Origin of the sequence: Mucilaginibacter sp. SG564, assembly GCF_013149275.1 — a bacterium.
In the GTDB taxonomy this organism is placed as follows: Bacteria; Bacteroidota; Bacteroidia; order Sphingobacteriales; family Sphingobacteriaceae; genus Mucilaginibacter.
In genome coordinates, this window is the sequence record NZ_JABGNA010000003.1 from 149,548 (window position 1) to 170,280 (window position 20,733).

Annotated in this window: 10 protein-coding genes; all 10 read right to left on the reverse strand. The window is 44.2% G+C overall.

Annotation, left to right across the window (positions count from 1 at the left end; all coding sequences use genetic code 11):
• Positions 1-5: 5 nt before the first annotated feature.
• Positions 6-3,335 (reverse strand): SusC/RagA family TonB-linked outer membrane protein, encoded by a 3,330-nt coding sequence (locus FHW89_RS08280; RefSeq protein ID WP_172334564.1) that lies wholly within the window; start codon positions 3,333-3,335, stop codon positions 6-8.
• A gap of 225 nt (positions 3,336-3,560) precedes the next feature.
• A complete protein-coding gene (locus FHW89_RS08285) occupies positions 3,561-4,733 on the reverse strand; it encodes a FecR family protein (protein WP_172334565.1) in 1,173 nt (390 codons plus the stop codon).
• A 109-nt stretch (positions 4,734-4,842) separates the two neighbouring features.
• Positions 4,843-5,433, reverse strand: coding sequence for an RNA polymerase sigma factor (locus FHW89_RS08290; RefSeq protein ID WP_253952197.1), 591 nt, complete (start codon positions 5,431-5,433; stop codon positions 4,843-4,845).
• A 1,224-nt stretch (positions 5,434-6,657) separates the two neighbouring features.
• Complete coding sequence (locus FHW89_RS08295; RefSeq protein ID WP_216650516.1) at positions 6,658-8,790, reverse strand: glycoside hydrolase family 3 N-terminal domain-containing protein; 2,133 nt, start codon at positions 8,788-8,790, stop codon at positions 6,658-6,660.
• A 197-nt stretch (positions 8,791-8,987) separates the two neighbouring features.
• Positions 8,988-11,189: an alpha-galactosidase gene (locus FHW89_RS08300; protein ID WP_172334568.1), complete on the reverse strand. Its 2,202-nt coding sequence runs from the start codon at positions 11,187-11,189 to the stop codon at positions 8,988-8,990.
• A gap of 2 nt (positions 11,190-11,191) precedes the next feature.
• Positions 11,192-13,234, reverse strand: coding sequence for an alpha-galactosidase (locus tag FHW89_RS08305; protein ID WP_172334569.1), 2,043 nt, complete (start codon positions 13,232-13,234; stop codon positions 11,192-11,194).
• The gene (locus FHW89_RS08310) at positions 13,231-16,191 is read right to left on the reverse strand and encodes a discoidin domain-containing protein (protein ID WP_172334570.1); all 2,961 of its coding nucleotides are present in this window, start codon (positions 16,189-16,191) and stop codon (positions 13,231-13,233) included. Before FHW89_RS08310 ends, FHW89_RS08305 begins: the two co-directional genes overlap by 4 nt.
• Positions 16,192-16,306: 115 nt before the next feature.
• Positions 16,307-17,533, reverse strand: a complete 1,227-nt coding sequence (locus FHW89_RS08315; RefSeq protein WP_172334571.1) for a DUF4998 domain-containing protein — start codon at positions 17,531-17,533, stop codon at positions 16,307-16,309.
• 16 nt (positions 17,534-17,549) lie between these two features.
• Positions 17,550-18,779: a DUF4959 domain-containing protein gene (locus tag FHW89_RS08320; RefSeq protein WP_172334572.1), complete on the reverse strand. Its 1,230-nt coding sequence runs from the start codon at positions 18,777-18,779 to the stop codon at positions 17,550-17,552.
• Between the two features lie 31 nt (positions 18,780-18,810).
• Positions 18,811-20,721 carry a RagB/SusD family nutrient uptake outer membrane protein gene (locus tag FHW89_RS08325; RefSeq protein WP_172334573.1) on the reverse strand — a complete coding sequence of 637 codons (1,911 nt, stop codon included), beginning with the start codon at positions 20,719-20,721 and terminating at the stop codon, positions 18,811-18,813.
• Positions 20,722-20,733: the final 12 nt, after the last annotated feature.

The following is a 20,733-nucleotide window of genomic DNA, read 5'->3' on the forward strand; positions in this document are numbered from 1 at the left end:
CAAATTTACAGTGTAACATTAAGTCCAGCGGTGAACACACGCAACGGGGGGGTCGCGCCAAAAATCAGATTCTCCGGGTCCAGCCCTTTATACTTTTGATTAGATATCGTAAGCAGGTTTTGTCCGCGCAAAAACATTGTCAAATTAGTTAACCTTAGCTTTTTATTAACCGATTCAGGCAACATATAACTGAAATTCAGGTTAGTCAAGCGGGCATATATAATCCTGCTATACGCACCTGAACTTTGCTGAAACTGCGTTTGTTCAAATAATGCCGTTAATCCATTTTGGCTGACCTTCGGAATGTTAGTAATGTCGCCGGGGTTTTGCCAGCGCTTGAGGTATTCTGTACTAGTGTTGATATTGAAATAACCGGGTAACATGGTTTGTGACCCAATAAGGTTAGTGCCCATGCGATTTTTGAATTCAAAAAAAGCATCAAGGTTAAATCGTTTGTATCTGAACGAGTTTCCGAACCCGCCATAATACTTCGGAGCAAGGTCAATAAATACGGTTTTATCAAGAATCTGGTCTAACTTGACCGGACTGAACAACGGCCAATACTCGGCAGTTACTCCATTTCGGTTCGTGAAATTGTAATTCCCCGTTTGCGGGTTTACCCCGGCATAGTTATATAACTTGATGCCTGTAACCGGCTGGCCAATTACATAATTTGAGTTTAATGCAAGCAAGTTTAGACCCGGATAAGAAATTAGTTTACTATGAGGGATACTTATATTGAAAGTAGTTGACCATGAAAAATCTTTGTACTTTAAGTTTACCGTGGTCAACGAAAGCTCGAGACCCGATGTCTGAATTAGAGCATCTGAATTTACCGAAAACGCCTGGAACCCAGTTATCGAAGCTAATGATTGAGCAATTAACTGATTTGACGTGCGTGTTCGGTACCAGTCACCCGAAAAAGTTATACGATCATTAAATAAGTTAAGATCGAGGCCGAGATTCAGCTCTTTCTTCATTTCCCAGTGTAGCGAAGGATTAGCAAGACTCGACGGCGTTATCGCGGTATAACCGGCGTAAGATTGAGTGGTATTGTAATAAGGAAGATATGCGTAATTGCTGATATTATCTCCCCCCGAAGTACCGTAATTGGCCCTCAGCTTTCCAAAATCCAAAAACTTTATCTTTTTAAAGAAAGTTTCCTCTGTGAATATCCATCCGGCGCCTACCGAACCGTATGCGCCAAAACGTTTATTAGGACCAAATTTGGTTGATCCATCATACCGGCCATTCAGGCTTAAGATATATTTTTGGTCCCAGATGTATTTCGCCTGAGCAAAATAACCGATGTAACGGGTGGGTGTTTGGTTATAACTTACAATTGGCGTATTGCCACCCGCAGCCGGATCTCTAATCAAAGCGTCAAGCAGGTAGTTGGAACCTCTGATAACTGAAGTGTTATTCAATACGTCCTGCGTTGTACCACCGATACGGGTTTCAAGTTCACCTTTACTTCCAAGATGACTTTCATAAGCGGCATTAATATCCACATTCCAGGTCCTGGTTTGATAGTTATTACCAATGCTATAGGTTAACTGTGTAACAGTTGACGATCCTAAAGCCGGGTTAAAAGCCGTCGACGGAGCTGCACTAAGTTCGCGGCCGGTAAGCAGGTTGTATCCTACGATAGCATTTATAGAAAGGCCCTTAACCGGTTTATAAGCAATTGTACTGGTGCTCAGCAAATTATTAGTAACGATCCTGGATATCATGTTAACCGCCGCAGCCGGATTGCTACCGTTTTCCCAGTTGAGTGTGCCGTCAGGTAGAAATAGCGGGGGAGCATTCGGAGCTGTCAATAATCCAGAGCCACCATAAGAAAGAGTGCCTGATCCATTATTGAAGTCAAATGGTATCAATGTGTTAACATCTGAAGAGAAACTTGACTTAACATCTATTGTAAACTTTTTGTCGGGCGTGGTGCTGTTAACGTCAAGAGTCAGCCCCCCATTCTTCACGTCACCACCTTGTTTCTGAATAGAGTTTTGCTGACCGAAATTACCACTTATGCGGTAAGCAATTGAATTGCTTCCTCCTGAATACGAGAGATTCGCGTTTGTTGTGGCTGCATAATTGCCGGTAAGTTCATTCGTCCAGTTGGTGTAACGGTTTTGAGGCCATGTGCCATTAAGGTCAAGGTCTGTAACTCCAGGCGTCGCACCGTCATTTTTGAATGCCTCGCGACGCAGCATTAAATACTGATCAGTATTGAGCAAGTCCGGTGTGGTGCCTCTAAGCGTTACACCTGAGTAAATATTAAGGTTTAATTTCGGGGGGCCGGCCAACCCTTTTTTAGTAGTAATGATAACCACACCGTACGCTCCGCGTGAACCATAAATTGAAGTCGCATCCGCATCTTTTAATACAGTTACACTTTCAATCTCATTACTATTCAAATAATTAAGCGCGTTACCACCCCTAAGTGGTCCGGGGTTGGGTCCGTTTACTCCGCCTTGAAATAGCAGGGGCAAGTTTTGTCCGGCTGGATAGGCGACTCCGTCAACAATATATAAGGGTGCAGCGTTACCATTTCCGCCGCTGATACTACTGCCCGCCCGCACTGCGACATTGAAAGACCCTCCGGGCAGTCCTGTGTTTTGTTGAATAAAGGTACCCGGCACATGGCCTTGTATCGCCTGCAGTACATTTGGGACCGGATTTTTTTCAATCTCCGCGGCATCGATCTGCACAACGCTTCCTGTTTGAAACCGACGTGTGGTGTGCCCATAAGCCATTACCTGCACTTCGTCAAGGGAACCGACGGATTCTTTCATCTCAACAATTAATGGGGACTTGATATCTTTGACCTCGATCTCTTTTGTAATATATCCTATAAAACTAAATTGCAATACTGCGTTAGGCGTAATTACCAGTGCGTTAAACATTCCGTACTTATCGGTGGTCCAGGCAAAGCTCATACCTTTCACTTTAATTGTCACACCGGGAAGCGGCAGACCGCGTTCATCAACAACTTTTCCAGATACGAGTGTGTTTGGATCTGTTGTACCGACAGCCGGCTCTGCCTTGCGGTTTATAACAATGCTCTTGTCGATAACCAAGTACTCGAGCGGTTTATTTTCAAAGCATTTATCAAGAACCTCATGAATGGTAGCATCATTTATCTTGACGTCAACATTAGGCAAGCCCTTTAATATCTCCGACTTGTAAAGGAAAGTATAACCACTTTGACCTTCAAGTTTTTTAAACAACTTCTCAATCGAAATATTCTTTTCAGAGAGGTTAATGTGCTGCGCCAGCGTTGTAGCGCTAACCTGTAGCAGACCAATAAAAATTAGCAGTGTGGTTAGCTTCATAACCAGTAATAATTTTTTAAGTCGCGCATTTCGAAGGCGCGATAAACAAAAAGTAGAAATTTGCATACTTTTGTATGGTTTTGGGTTGGGGATTGTAGTTTCAATAGTTAAAATCGGTTAGCCCAAAATTTTGCCGGATCGTGGTGACAACACTTTCCGGTTTTTTTATGGTTAACCCCGATCATACAGCCTGGCTGCGAAATCGTTGAACAGATCGTTAGTGGGTTATTTGATAATCAGCTTTCTCCCTTCTATTTTAAATTTGACACCAGTAAATTCGAGTAATTTTAAAACTTTTGAAATATTCACGTTTCGTGATAACGTACCGCTAAATCTGTCAACTGGAACTTTTCCCTGATAAACAACATCGACGTCATACCAGCGGCTAAGTTGTCTCATTAAGGCTGGCATATCTGTCTGATCAAAGCGAAATTTCCCTTCTTTCCAGGCTATTACATCATCCGTATCTACGCTATGATTTACCTGTATTTCAGCATCTACTTTATCATTGACTGCTGATTGCTCTGCCGGCTTTAGTTTGGCAGTTGCACTGCCGTGAATAACTTTCACAGACCCTTCCAAAAGCGTGGTTTTAACCGATGGCTCATCCGCATAGCTATTGACATTGAAATGCGTCCCTAACACCTCGACGGTTTGTGTAGCAGTGATGACATGAAATGGATGGGACATATCTTTAACCACCTCAAAATAAGCCTCACCGGTTAACTCGACGACGCGGTTGGGTCCGGTGAATACAGCTGGATACCTAAGAGACGACGCCGCGTTGAGCCATGCATGGGTACCATCCGGAAGCACAACCTGGTATTGACCGCCTCTTGGTGTAGAAATGGTGTTCATAAGATCAGGCACCTGATTACCTGCCGCAGCTACGACATAAACAATTTTACCTGTGCTGTCTTTATTTATAGCAGTGCTCTCTTCACGTGCTATTTCCCCGGTACCGGCATCTGACAATATAATTCTCCTGCCGTTAGATAAAGTTAAAATCGCTTTGTTCGATCCGGGAGCGATATCATTCTTTGCGATTTTATCGGGGGTATCGGACGTTAACTGTCCCGGCCGCAGATGAAAATAGCCGATCGTCAGACCAATAACGATAGAAGCTGCTGCTGCAAGCCTTATCCATAATTTATTATTGCTGGCTCTTATTTGCGGCTGAGATACGATGTATTGAAATATGTTTTCTTTGGTTTGTTCGTTTACGGCAACATCGAACTGCTTCGGACTGATCTGATCGTAAACGTTCTGAAGTACGTCTTGAATGACTCCTATCTGGTCCGGATCACGGAGCATCATTTGCAGGTCATCAAGCTCACTTTCTGTAGCCTCGTCGTCGAAGTATCTTTGAAATAAATAGCTTATACGGTCTTTATTCATAATCTATACTGGACATAATTTATTAATACTTTTATATTAAATTAATATCCGCTTTATATAGTAGACGTATGAGCAAGAGCTTCGGGGGTATCAGTCTGTGATTTTTTTTTTAAATAATTTTAAATAGAATTAAAACAATGGCGATATCTGTGTTTTTTACGACGTACTTCCGTACAGCATTTAGGGCTAGCTTCATATACGACTGGACCGTTAATACAGATAGATTCATTTTTTCAGCAACTTCTTCATGTTTTAACCCTTCTTGCCAACATAACTGAAAAACCATTTTTTGCTGTGGCGGCAATTGGTTTATAGCATCCTGAACAATGCGGCGCGTATCATTTAGGATTATCCGCTCTTCAGTCTCATTATGGGTCTCCAGCCAGGTATGATCATTTTCGTTGCGTACTTTTATCTGAAGCTTTACACGCCTCAAATAGTCTAGCGCTCTGTTCCGAGCCAAAGTGACCAGGTAACCTTCGAGTTTTCTGATCTTCTTCAACTCCACTTCCTGCCTCCATAGTTTTAGAAAAGTTTCCTGAACGATTTCCTCTGCGACTGGCTCTGATTTGGTCAAATGGAGTGCGTACACATAGACGTGGTTATAATAGTATTCGAAAACAAACTTGAATGCACGTTGATCTCCTGCTGCAATTTTGTGCAACAATTCGTTTTCGTCAACTAGGGGACTCACTCTCATGCGTTGTCTTCAAAAATAAGAATAAAAAATATGTTAAGAAATTACTAATTATCACTTCAGGAGTAAAGAAAAACGAAAAATCGATACCGAATTTTCATAAAAGCCCATTACAGCATAAAAAACCTCGAATTAAACTGCGAAAAAGACAAAACGAATGAATAAAGAACAAATTTCCAAAACACGAAAAGCAACAATCCTGGCCAAAGTTCATCTGCGAGTTGACTGGCGCTTTATTTTACCTGAAGTTCCAGGCTAACTACAAACATGATAATATATTCATCATTTATATCTTGCCAACATATCCCTCATAGCGGACGAATGCTTGGCCTTGAATTTTGGTTTTAGCATTAACCATTTTGAATTATTTCTTCGGGCGTCATTAGTCCGTGTCGCTTGGGGCAGTAATTGCCTGGATAAATCTTTACCGGTACATTATTGACTTTTACAATTATATCTTCCGTGACATTACCTTTAAAGTTTGCCGATTGCCATTGAAATTTATTTGCTGTGATCTATATTCAAGTGTTAAAATAACTGCTGTCGACGCGAGGCGTAAGGAAATTTTTTAATCCTCGCCATCCTCTTTACCTGGTAATAAACGAACAGCTATAAGACATATCAAGCAACATAAAACTAAAATACCAATGGCTACAATAAAAATCATCGGACCGACAAAGAATAAAATTCTGCATTAAAACTGAACAAACACCTCTTTTGCCCTTGGCACACCAGTATACTGTGTAATTAGCGAACTGTTTTTCTTGCTATCATTTGGCTTATAATCGTTCTTGTAATTTAGCTCAATGATAGTAAACAGCAAGTACAATGTAACATTGGGGCGGGATATCATAAAGCTTTAAAAAGCCCCGCATTATCTTAAATATTAACACATATCCGGCCATTAAATAATTAGTAACGAAACAACATACTATTCCCAGGAGCAAAAAAGAGAATGCGATAAGTAATTACCTTAATCGCATTCTCCTTATAAATCATCATCCGGCAACGTCGGTAAAATTGTTAAATATATCGGAAGTATAGTGAACAAGGCAGCTCAATTCCTACTTTTCAGGCAGACAATCTCAACGGGAAATAGGGTCTTTTTACTTTGATCACTGTTATCAACATTGATAGTAAGACCGTCTTTAGAACCGACTTCTTTAATACTTTTATATCCATTCTGCTTTTGCCTTGGTTAATAAAAAACTGCCAACCCTGATCGAATTATTTTACAGTAACTATTTTAGTAATGTGGATATCGTCAGCCGCACTGCCAATCTGCAGCTCAAACTCGCCAGGCTCCACAACATATTTCATTCGCTCATTGTACAAGCCCAGATCGGAGACAGGGATTTCCAGGTGAACTGTTGCAGTCTGACCTTTTTTGATCAGCTGTTTCTTAAAAGCTTTCAATTGCTGGACAGGTGTTGCTACGGAACTTACCTTATCATGTACATATACCTGCACAACTTCTTTTCCATCCGTGTTTCCGGTATTTTGTACATCAACATCAATTTTGATAATTCCTTTACCGGTCAATATTGAATCTGCCAATTTACATCCCGTGTATTTAAAAGTAGTGTAGCTTAAGCCGTAGCCAAAGTCCCAAAGCGGGTCAGGACGATCGAAAATATAGTGTCCCCTGGGCTGCTCCGGGCTACCCGGGCTGTCAAACGGCTCGTTTCTGTCGGTAGCAAAATGGTTATAATAGCTCGGCGAGTTTCCGGTACTTCTTGGAAACGATACGTTCAATCTGCCCGATGGATTAACCGCACCGGTAAGAATATCGGCCAATGTCCGGCCTTGACGCTCACCACCATACCACTGTGCAAGCACCGCATTGGCGTTCTCCTTTACCCATGGCATAGCAAGCGGCTTACCCGCAATAAACACTACGATGAACGGCTTACCAGTGGCCTTGATCGCTTTTAATAAGTCTTGTTGAGATCCTGGTAATTCCAAAGAACTAAGATCGAAACCTTCTCCCGCCGTAGAATTGTGTGGGCTTCGGCCAAGAAATGTGCTGCGTGTACCTATAGCGACGATGGTAAGGTCACTCTCTTCGGCCATTTTTGCGGCTTCAGCAATTCCAGATTTGTCCTGACTCCACCAGTCGCATCCATGTGCATACTTCAGCTGAACTTTACCGCCAATAACTTCCTTCAGGCCTTGCAATAGTGTGGTACCTTCCTTAGTGTCATGCCCTGTCCAGGCGTAATCGCCAAAGACAGTTTGATCTGCATTCGGGCCGACAACCGCAATAGATTTATATTTCGCAAGATCTAATGGCAGGATATGGTTGTCATTCTTGAGCAGGATAGCGCTTTCATCCGCTACTTCTTTCGAAAGCGCAACGTGACCTGCGCTTCGAACCACCTTTTTTACTTTCGATGGATCGCCATAGGGATTATCAAACAAACCAAGCTCGAATTTGACCGTGAGCACACGGCGTACGGCCTCATCAATGAATTTGATATCTAAACGACCTGTTTCTACCGACTTTTCCAACGTTTCATATGCGCCGTCCACATCCAGGTCAACACCAGCCTTAAGTGACTGAATGGCCGCCTCCTCGCGGGAATCAACCGCATGATGGAATGATTGTAAACGTTCTACTGAACCCCAATCTGAATATACATACCCTTTAAAACCTAACTCCCCCCTGAGAATATCGGTCATGTAATACCGGGATCCGCTCACAGCTACACCGTCGTAAGAACTATAGCAGGACATTATTCCCAGTGGATTTGTATTGGCGATCACCTTTGAAAAAGGATAGAGGTAAAGGCTGCGCATATCACGCTCTCCGCCACTCACGTTAGCACAGTTAAGGCCTCCTGCGGGTGAGCCATGCGCCACAAAATGCTTTGGAGTACAGGTAATATTGAAAGATTGATAGCCGCTTACAAATGCAGTTCCCATTTGCGCAGCCAGGAAAGGATCTTCGCCAAAAGTTTCTTCTACCCTGCCCCAGCGCAATTCCCGCGCAAGGTCAAGCACCGGAGACAATATCTGATGGATACCAATCACATGCGCTTCCTCACCAGCCGCAATTGTCATCTTTTTAATCAGCTCCGGATTGAATGTGCTGCCCTGGGCCAGCTCATGCGGGAAAATCGTGCAATTGTTCTGCAATATTCCTTCTATGCCCTCTACCGCGGTGAGCAAAGGGATGCCCAAACGTGTTTTTTGCAGCATATAGCTTTGTAACTGCTGATACATATCCGCACAGTTTTGTGCATCCATGCTCATTTCATGGGTGCAGCCGAAACTCTCCCCTTTAAAAATGCGATCAATTTCGTCAGTTTTTCCGGCAGCCCGGTTTTCAAGCTGCTGCACCTTCTCCTTAAGGGTCATTCGCTTTAGTAGATCTTCTACACGAGCCCGAACCGGCGCATTTTTATTCTTATAAAGTACCGTGTCTTTACCCGGCAAGTCTGCGGAATAACTTTTGGCTACCGCAAATAGCAAAATTGTTAATATAATCGTCTTTCTCATTTTATTGAAATTGTTATTAAGCTTTTGAGGAGCGCGTAGCGCTCATAAACCACATTTTACCTGACCAGCTCCAATTGTATAACCACGCTGGTACGGTTAGTATTGACATCCGGGTTAAAGCCGAGACTCATCAAAAAATCACCGGAATAAACTCTCCCGTCAACTAAAGGATTCGTGCCAGGATAGAAATTGATCTCCTTCAAGCGGTAATTGGCCCCGGGCTCCAGTCCCTTTAATTTAACAGGCCGTCTACTCCCTTCGCCATAACGGCTGTTTACCAGATAATTGAACATGACGGCCTTATCTTTGTCAGCGTTAACATATAGCATTGAAGCAACACTGCCCTCTGTAGGATTTGCCAGCCGGTATTGATCGCCCTGCCAGATAACCGGTTTGATCTCGTTATACGTTTTCAAGGCATTCTGGCAAAACTTCAGGTCCTGCTCATTCAACTTGCTTACAACAATATCAAAACCCAGTTTACCCATCATGGCCACATCTACACGAAACTTCAAGGGTTGCCTGCCCCAATCTGTAACATGGTTGGAGCTGGCGATTGCCGGGTAGAAATAAGAATATTCCCATTGTATGAAGATACGCTCCAGCGGGTCGGTGTTATCACTGGGCCAGTATTCCGTAAAATACTGCAACGCGCCATAGTCTACGCGACCGCCGCCGCCAGAACAAAGCATCATCGGCACGTCAGGATATTTTGCTCGGATGCGCTGAAGGACTTTGTAAAGCCCCAGTACATAGTCCACATAGAATTGCGACTGGTTATTTTTCAGTTTAACCGAATAGGCATTGTAAATAACCGCGTTGCAATCCCATTTGATATAAGCTAGCGCAGGATCTTTGATAAACAACGAATCGACCACCTGGAATACAAAGTCCTGTACCTGGGAGTTGCTCAGATCAAGAACCAGTTGATTACGAAAATAATACTCTGGCCTTTGGGGCTGTTTCACTACCCAGTCTGGATGCCTGGCATATAGCTCGCTTTTAGGATTGACCATTTCCGGCTCTATCCAGATGCCGAACTTTACCTGATTGGCCTGAGCTTCCCTGGCTATGGCAGCTATGCCATTCGGCAACTTCTTCCTGTTTTCCTGCCAGTCGCCCAGCCCTGCATGATCGTCGTTGCGCGGATAACGGTTACCAAACCAGCCGTCATCCAGCAGGAACAGATCAACTCCCAATCTTTTAGTGTCCTGCAGCAGTTCCTTAAGACGGGACTCATTAAAATCAAAATAGGTCGACTCCCAGTTATTCAGCAAGGTCAGGCGGGTACCTTTTCCATCTAACAGTTTGTGATTCCGGGCCCAGCTTTGCAGATTGCGGCTCGCAAAGCCCTTGCCATGTGCCGAATAGGTATACAAAAAGGCAGGTGTTTCGAATAGCTCCCCGCTCCTTAACGAATATGGGGAAGCGTAATTATTGACGCCTGAAATGATCCTCAAATCATTTTGCGGATCAACCTCCAGATCGGTTCTAAAATTACCGCTCCACTCCAGAGCTCCATAAAGAACCCCTCCCTCATCCTCAGTTGCAGGCCGGTCAAGGGATACCATAAATACCGAAGGCATGAATAAATTTGCCCGCGTTCCAAGCTTGGAGTCAAGGGTTTTGATACCATGGGAAAGCTGAATTTCCTCCGGCTGCATTTCCCGGGCCCAATCCCCATGATACTGCCTTAGCCAATAACTGTTTCCCTGTAGATTGATGTTAGCGGAAGCAAACTTTTGTAAAGTTACTGCCCCCTTTTCATGATGAATGATCCTGCTCCACTGCTCAATAACATTTTCCCGGAAGTAAGAACGGTAACATAAAGTCACCTCAAAATCATATACTGGATCTTTTAGCAGTATTGTCAATAAGCTAACATCATCGCTAATCTTTTTAACCTCATGGCTTACATATTTCAGATCGAGGGAATTGTTGCCATCTGCATGCGTAACCGTTATTGCCGGCTCCAGTAAATTGCGTGATCCCGATGAAGTATAAGCGGAATTATATAATCCGGTATAGTCATCGGCTTGACGATTAACACCCGTGATCTGACCATATTCAGTTACACTTCTTAATTTTTTCCCGAGATAGACACAGCTCACATCCCCATTTACTCCCGCTTGTAAAACAACAGCGTTGTCTGCAGTTTCTACCGGAATAATTGTCTGGCTATGCACATGAATTACATGAATAGTAAGAATAATTGCAATTAAAATAAATTGGCGCAATACCTTGTGTGATAAGTTCATGATTACTTCCCTTCTGGTGTAATTTTTAAAATGGTCGCATCAGCTCCCGGCAGATCAACTACGATAATATTTTTTTCTGTCGAGATCTCCTGCGACATCAAGTCATTGACTTTCACCCGCTTTGCATTTATGCCCAACCTGGACGGTGATATGAGATATCTTTTGGGGCTGGTCCCGTAATTAAATACGGCTAAATACTGGATGTCGCCAATCTTCCTGGTAAATAGCGTGGCAGCTTCCTTACCGGGGACGGTCGCTACTGGCATGAAAGCCTTACCGTTTTTTATGACAGAAAGAATAGCGGGGTTCTGATAAAGTTTTACCGCCCGGTCACTCCACTGACCATGAACAGAAAAATCATCGCCAGTGATACAGGTTCCGGTTATTACCGCCGATAAAAATCGTGCGCGGTTGGCTCCTTCAGACTCACTTGCCAGCACAACATGATCTGCATCGACGAAATTGTATAAAAAGGTCTGCCACCAGCCATAGGTTACGCTGTTTAACGTATAACGAGTATGATCAATGGTCTTGAAAGCATCGCAGGCAATCCGCCTGGCATGCACATACCGCCCTGTTGCAAGACTCGGCGAGATTGCTGCGTAGATAAACATTTGATCACCTATACGATTGATCAGGTATTCCATCCCTTTGCGATAGGCTTGCATTCCCGTAGTCACGGTCGTATCATAAAAATGAGTAGACTCTGCACTACCATGACCCAAAAAATCGATTTTGATCATTTTGAAACCACATTCCTTTAGCTTGTCAATAAAATAATCGATACGCTTCCGGGTGCCGGGATGGGTAGGGTCTATAGCCCGTGCGCCGTCAATTTCATGATAGCCTCCGGTGGTTTTTGTCCATAAATCTCCATAATTATAATCGCTACCCTCAACCTTACGGTCGGGGCCGGACTTCCAGCCCCAATCCGTAAAGGGCGCCCAATACACCCCTGGTTGTAATCCCTTAGACAAACAACTATCTGCAAACGCCTTTAATCGGCTGAAATCAGCATGTCCCGTCATCATCCGATCCCAGAACGAATCCAGATCGATAAATGCAGTACCACCTGTGCGAAAGCCTTTCAGGCTGTCGGCAAAAAAATGAATTACCTTTAGTGCTTTGTCAAACGTAAGCTTATCCTGCATAACACCCCAGCTGTTCCATCCCACAGGAGTGGGTTTTGTCCAGTTGTAAACAAATGGAGGTTCGGCTATGCGGTTAGCTTTACCAAATTCTTCCATCCCCTTGCGCCAATCCTCAAAGAAACCGCAAAAAATACGTGGGGAGCAGATGGTGTCGCCCTTTACGGAACCATGATCCATACGGTCTCGGGTAATATCGGCATCGGTAAACCCGGCAAGGGCCGTTATTTGAGCGACTTGACCGGGCTTCAGTTCTGTTTGCATTCCTGTTTTCCATATCCCATGTTCAACTGATCCGGCTATAAAACCATGCCGGGAAACATCATCAAAAACAACGGCGACTTCAGCGCTATTGCTCTTAAACGGTGGCAGCATTGCCTTGGAGTCATAACTAATGAAAGTATCGTTGTCAAATGGGACGAAAAGACTGTGCCAATTGCCCGGCAACGGTGCCAGACTCGCCGTAAAAGGAATTATCCTGTTACTTGACAAACCCTTACCGGTGAGGCGAACCTGGGTCAGAAAAAACTCTCTGCCGGGATAAGTATAAAATATTTCCTCTGCTTTAATATTTCCGCTATTCAGTGTAATAACGGTCTTGGTGCCGGGCCCGAAACCATCCCTTATCCTGCTCTGTTCATGTTTATAAGCTGTGATAGTCTCCGCGCTTTCAGCGCTGTTAACCGTATAGCTGCAATCGGCATTTGAATATAACAATTTACCGCGTGAATAAACATTAAACTTTGACTCACGCCCCTTAAATTCAATATAGCTATCCTTACCATAAGGAATTTTCAGGATATCTTTATCTTGTCCGTGTGCGTCGCCCGCAGCAAACAGACCTGCAAAGGTCATCAATAGTGCACCCAAACAAGGAGCCATCAATTTTATAGTCATGGATGTAATTTTGCAATATGATTGTTGTAGGGCTCGGCGGTTAACCTGATATCTTTTTCACCCACAATAGCACTATCAAATGATATCTCGACTTTTTTCGACTCACCGGACATGAGTGCGAAATAATTATCGCTCATAATCGCAGGAAGGATTTGTTCACCGTTCGAAACTTTGATGAGCATCAAACGTATTCCGAACGCCGACGATTTTGATGACGCTGGGTTGGTGATTGTAGCCGTGATTAAAGTCTTACCTCCTGATTTAATTGTTTTATACTGAACGCCAAGGTTGACTTTTTCAAGGGTATTCAACGCAGTATAATCCTTGCGTTTACTGCCACGCCAGTAAAGATTATCAGATACCAATTTGCCGCTATCGTTGGTAAGCTTCAGTTTAATAAAATGAACGTCGGTTAACCCCGGACTGGGTACGTCTCCTTGGTAAACTTCAAAATCGTACAACGAATACCCCCACCAGCTGCCTCGCTCAACGCCGTGCATCCTGACATAGCGGCAACTGACTTCAGGAAAGTCAGCTTTATGCCATCCTACTCTGCCTTCATTGGTTTGATAAACTTGCTGCCAATGAGAGTTATCATTAGAGACCTCTATTCTGTAGGATTTTCCGTAAGCCGCCTCCCAATTAAGACCCACACCGCTGATAACTTCCTCCTGGCCAAGATCCACAGCAATCCACTCGTCGTCATTGCTTCTACTAGCCCAGCGGGAATTATTATTTCCATCATTGGCATCACCTGGATTGCCGTCAGCAGATGAGGATGCAAAAATTTTCTTGCCTTTTGCCAGATCAAAATGATCTGTCTTGAAATCCAGCTTAAAGGCCTCGGCCGCACTGTTACTCGGGGAAGCCAATTCTACTGTTTTAGTATATTTCGGAACGATATGTCCATCCAGGTTATAAATCTCTGCGGTCGCGGTTAACCCGGCAATATTTTCCCGCGTGGTATTCACTACCTTGATCGCATTTGTAACCGGGTTCCACTGAATATGTATCGGCTCACAAGCCTTCTTCGCGCCGAAATATGCACCGGTCAGGTCGTAGTAATAATCATAAGTCTGCCACACCATCGACGGGTAGGCCGATTGGCTCATCCAGGTCATCACACCGGAAGCATCTTCGCCCATATGGTCGAGCCAGCCCTCATACATCGCTTTATTGCTCTCGACATTCACGAATTGCGCTTTTCGGCAATAATCTTCAATATCTTTCGGGCTGCCATAACCTTTTGAAATCATTTCATCGTACTGATCCGGGCCGGCATTAAATGCACTCGGACCAAAGAAATGCTGATTCCACATTTCATTACGAGGCCACCATTTATCTTTCGGCATGAACTTTTTAAAGCTTTCAAAATTCACAAAAACAGCCGTACCGATCTCTGTCCGCATACCCCAGCCCTTGTTACCGCCAGATCCGGTCGGATATGGAGTAAAATAATAACGGGGATCCTTAGCCGTCCACGGGCCGCTGCCCGTCAGGTTCTCGGCATGGGAGTTGGGTTGATAAAACCGGTCCCCGTTATCAAAAACGCGTACATCTTCACGGAGCCAGTTATTCAAGGGAGGTTCCGGCCAACCCTCATTGTCTGCGCACCAAACAGCTACCGAAGGATGGTTTCTTACACGTTTTATTTTTTCGACTGCGTTAGCGTTAAAAGCATGGATGTCGGCGGGAAGATTAGGGTCTGAATTAAGCCAAAACTCATCCCAAACCATGATTCCGTATTTATCACACGCCTCATAAAACTCTTCATCTGTGGTAGAACCAATCCAGTTACGGATCATATTGAAATTCATCTCTTTATGCAGTCGTATCTTGGTATCATACTCTTCACCGTGACAGCGCAGCATATACTCTGACATACCCCAGTCCCCTCCTTTCACAAAGACAGGCGTACCGTTGATAGCGATATGCAGCACGTGGCCAATCGTATCATAACTGTATCGTTTGATCCCGAATTTGATATTCCGCTCATCAGATACATCGTTTCCGACTGTCAACTTTAAATTCAAATTATAAAGGTTGGGGTCTCCATAGCCATTAGGCCACCACAACTTCGGATTATTGATCATTAACTGCTCAAAATCCCGCTTAGACAACTTTACATCTGCAAGATTGCCGTGATTAACATGTACTTTTTGTGAGAAAGTAACATTGCCCGGCATAATCGTGCCTTCCAGCATACCATCTAAATCCTTTTCGGAATTGTTTTTTACCTGCATAGCGACTGAAACATCCGCCCGCGCATTGGTAGGCAATTCCGTGCGGACCCAGGGATCCCGCAAAGTCAGGCCGCCGCTGCAACTGAGATATACCTTATCCGTAATGCCAGAATTTAATCCAGGTACGTAGGGCATCCAATCCCAACCCGCACTGGAAACGTAGTTTGGACTTCCCACATTGGCAAGTGGCTGAATCGGTGGGTGTACTAACACGGATAGTATGTTTTTGCCGTCCTTTTGAACAATACCGGTGATATCGAATCGGCCACGCGCCATAAATCCGTCAAGTGTCCCAAGCAACTTGCCATTCAGATAAATTTCAGCTTTCCGGTTAACACCATCAAAATTGAGCCAGATATTTTTCTGCAGATAGTCGGCAGGAATCTGAAACTCCGTCTGGTACCAGAAATTACGATCATACTTCATACGATCGACTTTATTTATATTATCACTAAAATTCGGATCCTTTTCAATTCCAGCAGCTACAAAGGCAGAAAACACCGTACCCGGCACTATAGCCGGCGTCCAGCTTTGTGGCGAAATATTAGCCCCGGCTGCATAATCGCTGACTTCAGCCTGGGCCTTAACGTACCAAATGTGTTGCTTGGAACTTCCAAGATTGTATAAATTTAGCTGAGCATAAGTATTCGAGCCAATAATAATGCCCAAGGCAGTAAGGAAGGTTTTTGCAAACGGGTAAAGTTTTTTAAACATAGGGTATTTGACTTTTAATTAGAATATAGCTACGATAGGGCTATACCACTCTTACTATATAAGTATCATAAAAAGAGAATCACTCCCGTTCCCGGGAGTGATTTCTTTACTTTTTTTACCTGATTCTCAACGCAACATTTTTGAATTGCAAATAAGTGTAGGTTCCTTCGCTGACCGCCCAGCCGATGGAAACCGTCGTCTGCTGAGTAAGCGTAAAGGTTAAAGTGTGCGTACCACCAATGCTATTGGAATCCCCATGATATTGGGCAAGTATCGCACTGTTATTACTCAGCTTGTCGATATCCGGGATCGTTGTGCCTGTGGCGACAATTTCATTTGCGTTAATATCACCTCCGTAACCGGCAGTTACAAAGTCAAGGTCATAGGTACCGGCCGGTAAAGTAATAGTTTGGTATACTTTACCGTTTACCAGCGGCGCATCACTGTAATTCTTAGCCTCAAAGTGGATACAGCCGCCATTGTCCGTGGACCAACCACCGCCCTGTCCATTATTCTGGTTCACTACGTTAGCGTTAACCTGCCAGTCTTTTGGTAAGCCCCATTTTCCGGTTCCGTTATCACTCCTGTAAAAAGGATTACCGGGATTTTTGATGAACACCGCCGTAATATCTCCTGCACGGCTGATATTAGGATAGGTGGTGACGTCAGCAACCGTAAACGTATCCAGCGCATTACGCTGTGGAATATAGCTTGACTGAAAAGTCACCTTAGAACCAAACTTAAAGTTTGTCAAAGTAACCGCGGTACTGTCCGGCGATAAATTAGCAACCTGAGTTTTATTGTTGTTGTCCGTATACGTTACCAATGTCTTGGTGTTGATTGAATCCGGCGCATTAAACTGAAGTTTAACGTTACCTTTTAACAGATCAAGCAGATAAGGGTTACTCGCATTGTAAGACCTGTTAAAAAGACCACTTTGGTATTTTGGCCCGTAAACACGGACACCGCTGACATTGATAGCAATCGAGCTTCTGCCGTCGGCATCTATCGAGTATACACTGAAATTATAGGTACCCTCGCTTAGGCCAGGTACGATGACTTTTGCCGTGTCCAGCGGGTTATGACTGCCGGAAGTTATCGTTAGGGAATCTTGCTTATTATTCCAGAAAATCTTGTATTTGACAATCTTCGGATCGGGGCTGGGATTCCACTGCAACATCGTCCGCAGGTTACCTGCGCGGTAATCAGCGTTCTGAATAACACCGGGATAGTAAATCTCCCCGCCCTTCAGCAGTTCTTTATAGGCATCGTTCTTTTTGGAACAGCCGATCACGGTCACTGCGGCGAGTAACCATGCTATATTTTTTATATTGAATTTCATTGCTTTGCTTAATTTATTATTGCGGAACACCTGAAAATGTAACCTCCCTGATGATGGTGTAGTCAAGCCCAAACCACGTATCTTTAACTACAATCCTCACATATTTTACCGGCGTGGTATTATTGGGAACGCTAAAGTCAATACCATTATTTACATAAGCCTGGTCACCTGCATTGGTCTGCCCCTGCGGCAATCCAGATGGCGGATCCGGCACCTTGAAGCTGCCAAGCGAGATCCAATCACCGTATTGCGTACCCGGTGCAGCTCCGCCCGGAGTGACCGCGTCGCCCGGATTGCTGACATTAGAACCATATATGGTAAAATCTTTCGGATTGTTGCCTCCGTAATCCCTGAAATACATCAGGAAGTGAGTTAGCTTATAACTTGCACCAATACCGAACGTACACTGCATCAGCTTCTGACTGGACCCAATAGTGGTCTGCCAGGCATTCGCGCCATTATCCTCAGTGGTATTACCGTCAAAAATATTAGGGACAACGCCGCCATAACCGATAAAAGCATCACTGTTCATAGGATAGTTAAAGAACTTCGTTTTGTCGAGTATCTCTTCATAACTTGGCGTAAGCGTCACTACAGTAGTATCCGAAACGTTCCCATATCTGTCAGAAACGTATACACCAAACTTGGTCGGCTGGGATTTATAGCCTCTGAGGGAATAATTGATGTCTGCAAGGCTGGTATAGTGTTCATCAGCAATCGCAAACTTATTGGTGACCGGATCTATGGTGACTGTATTTAAGGCCACCGCACTTTGAGCCGCATTCTTAGCCTGGATATTGATACCACCATAGTCGCCGTTGAGCTTCAGAGATTTGCTGATCAACTGATAAAATGGCGTATCTGGGTGTACGGTCACCGTTACTGGATCCGACTGCACCGTAGACCGGTTGACGGCACGGAGCGTAACGGTATAGTTCTGGCTGTTATGGAATCCCTCCAAACGCACCGTATCAAAAAAGTAGCTGGACTTAATTTGACGTGAAACACCGTTGCGAATGGTATAATCAGCCTCAACATATAACAAGTCCTTGTCCGAAGGAAGATCGTACGTGATAACAGCTGCTCCATTATAATTTTTTACTTTAACATTCGTTACAACCCCTGGCTTGCCGCCGCCGGTTGATTCCGGATCGCGATAACTATCGCTCTTTTTGCACGCATTAAAGCTAAAAGCCAGTATGCTAAGCACCATTACAATCGATGCTCTATAATATTTTTTTCTCATTTCACTAAGTGTAATAATCAATTAAACAGTATTACCACGCTGGATTCTGTACCAGGTTACTATTCACTACCAGGCTATTTGTCGAAACCGGCCACAAATAATCGCGTGTAGCGAATACAGGGATTTCAACATTTTTGGCCCTGTAATAATTAATCGCCTGGTCCTCATAAATGCTCCAGCCTTTGAGTGGCGCTGCCAATACCCCTTGAAGTTCCTTCCAACGTCGTAAGTCCCATCCACTTTGCCCTTCAAAACATAATTCTATCCGGCGCTCCTGGTGAATAATATCCCTCAGACCGTCTTTCGTACTCGGCTTGCTTGGATTTTTAGAGAATTTAGACCATGAATCGACTACACCTCCAAGACCGGCACGCGCCCTCACCTTATCTACATAAGTTAATGTTTCGGCAGTAGGTCCATTTACCTCATTTAACGCTTCGGCATACAGCAGGTAAAGCCCGCCCATACGCATGACAGGCATGGAAAAATCTACCCAACTAAACCCATCATCATATGTCGTCAGGTAATTCGCAAGTTTTTTTGGCCAATAGCCGGTAATATTGGTTTTTTGGAGCGTCTTTGGTCCGGCTAATGAAGACTGCCCGCGCGCCTCGACATAATGCATATTTGAACCGTCCAAAATTCCATTACCAAACCAGGCGCCGCCGTCAAAGCCAATACTTGCGTAAAATCTTGGCTCACGATTAAAATGGGCCTTAATGGTAGTATACCCCGGCTCTATGTAGCTGGAGTTCGAAGCATCCCCTACCTGAAGCTGGTTGCGGTTGGCGTAGTCGAAACTGTTATCTTCTTCAATTGGGACACCATTATTCGAATAAAATAACTCCGCGGTAGCAATAGGAACAGCATAGTATGCTGGATTTTGCCCATCATTTTGATTTGCTCTTTGCGTCATCCTAGGAATGCAATATTCCTGGCCATGCCAGATGGCGTCTAAGGACCATATCAGTTCGGTATTAATATCCCAGCGTTGGGTTAATGCGGTTTGGAAAGTCAATTCCTGATTAAGCTGCGGCGTTAAATTGGTCACATTCGATGCAGCAATGAAGGTCGTGTTAAGATGAAGGCCGACAGCTTCACATGCCGTAATCGCATCCTTACATGCGGTCGCAGCTTTCTGCCATTTCGTTGCATCAAAACTCGGAAACAGCTGCGTACCGTCTTTATCTTTGAAGTTAGCATAATCCGGGTTACCGTTAAAGAGCGGGCTTGCGGCAGTCATTAAAACTTCCGCCTTAATAGCCATCGCAGCCGGTGCAGTGACTCTCCCCAGTTCTTTGCCGGGATTCGTAATACTTGCCGGTAAATCAGGTATCGCCTGATCAAGCAATCCCACGACGTAGTTAACAACGGCGTCCACCGGCTGACGTTTCACCTTAACTTGGGCAGGGGTGGCTTCTACGGGAAGATTCTGATCAACGATGGGAATTGGCCCGTATAAGCGGAACAAATAATAGTGGTAGTACGCCTTTAAAAATTTGGTTTCCGCGATCCACCGCTTTTTCTCTGCTGCTGACAAATCTGTCGGTTTATCAATATTTGCGAGCATGGTATTACACTTGCGTATAGCTTGGTACATCGCAACGCCATTACCGGATCCATCCCAATAATCTAAGCCGGGATTACCCGCGTTCTGCGTTCCGGTGATTAAAGAAAAGCCAGTGATGTCAAGCGGGTTACTCGGCAGGTTCATCGGGAAGATAATTTCCGAAGAGGTAGTAAAGCCCGGACTACGATTCAAATCATTTAAATTTTGTATAGCATTATAACAAGCATACAAATAATTCTCAGCCTCATTCCTGTTACTGAACGCATAATCCAGCGTTCCTACGTCAGGTGGTACGACATTGAGGTATTTTTTGCAAGAACCGGTGGAAAGTATCAGTCCTACCAGGCATAAATATTTATATAATGTTTTCATTATTTTAAGCTT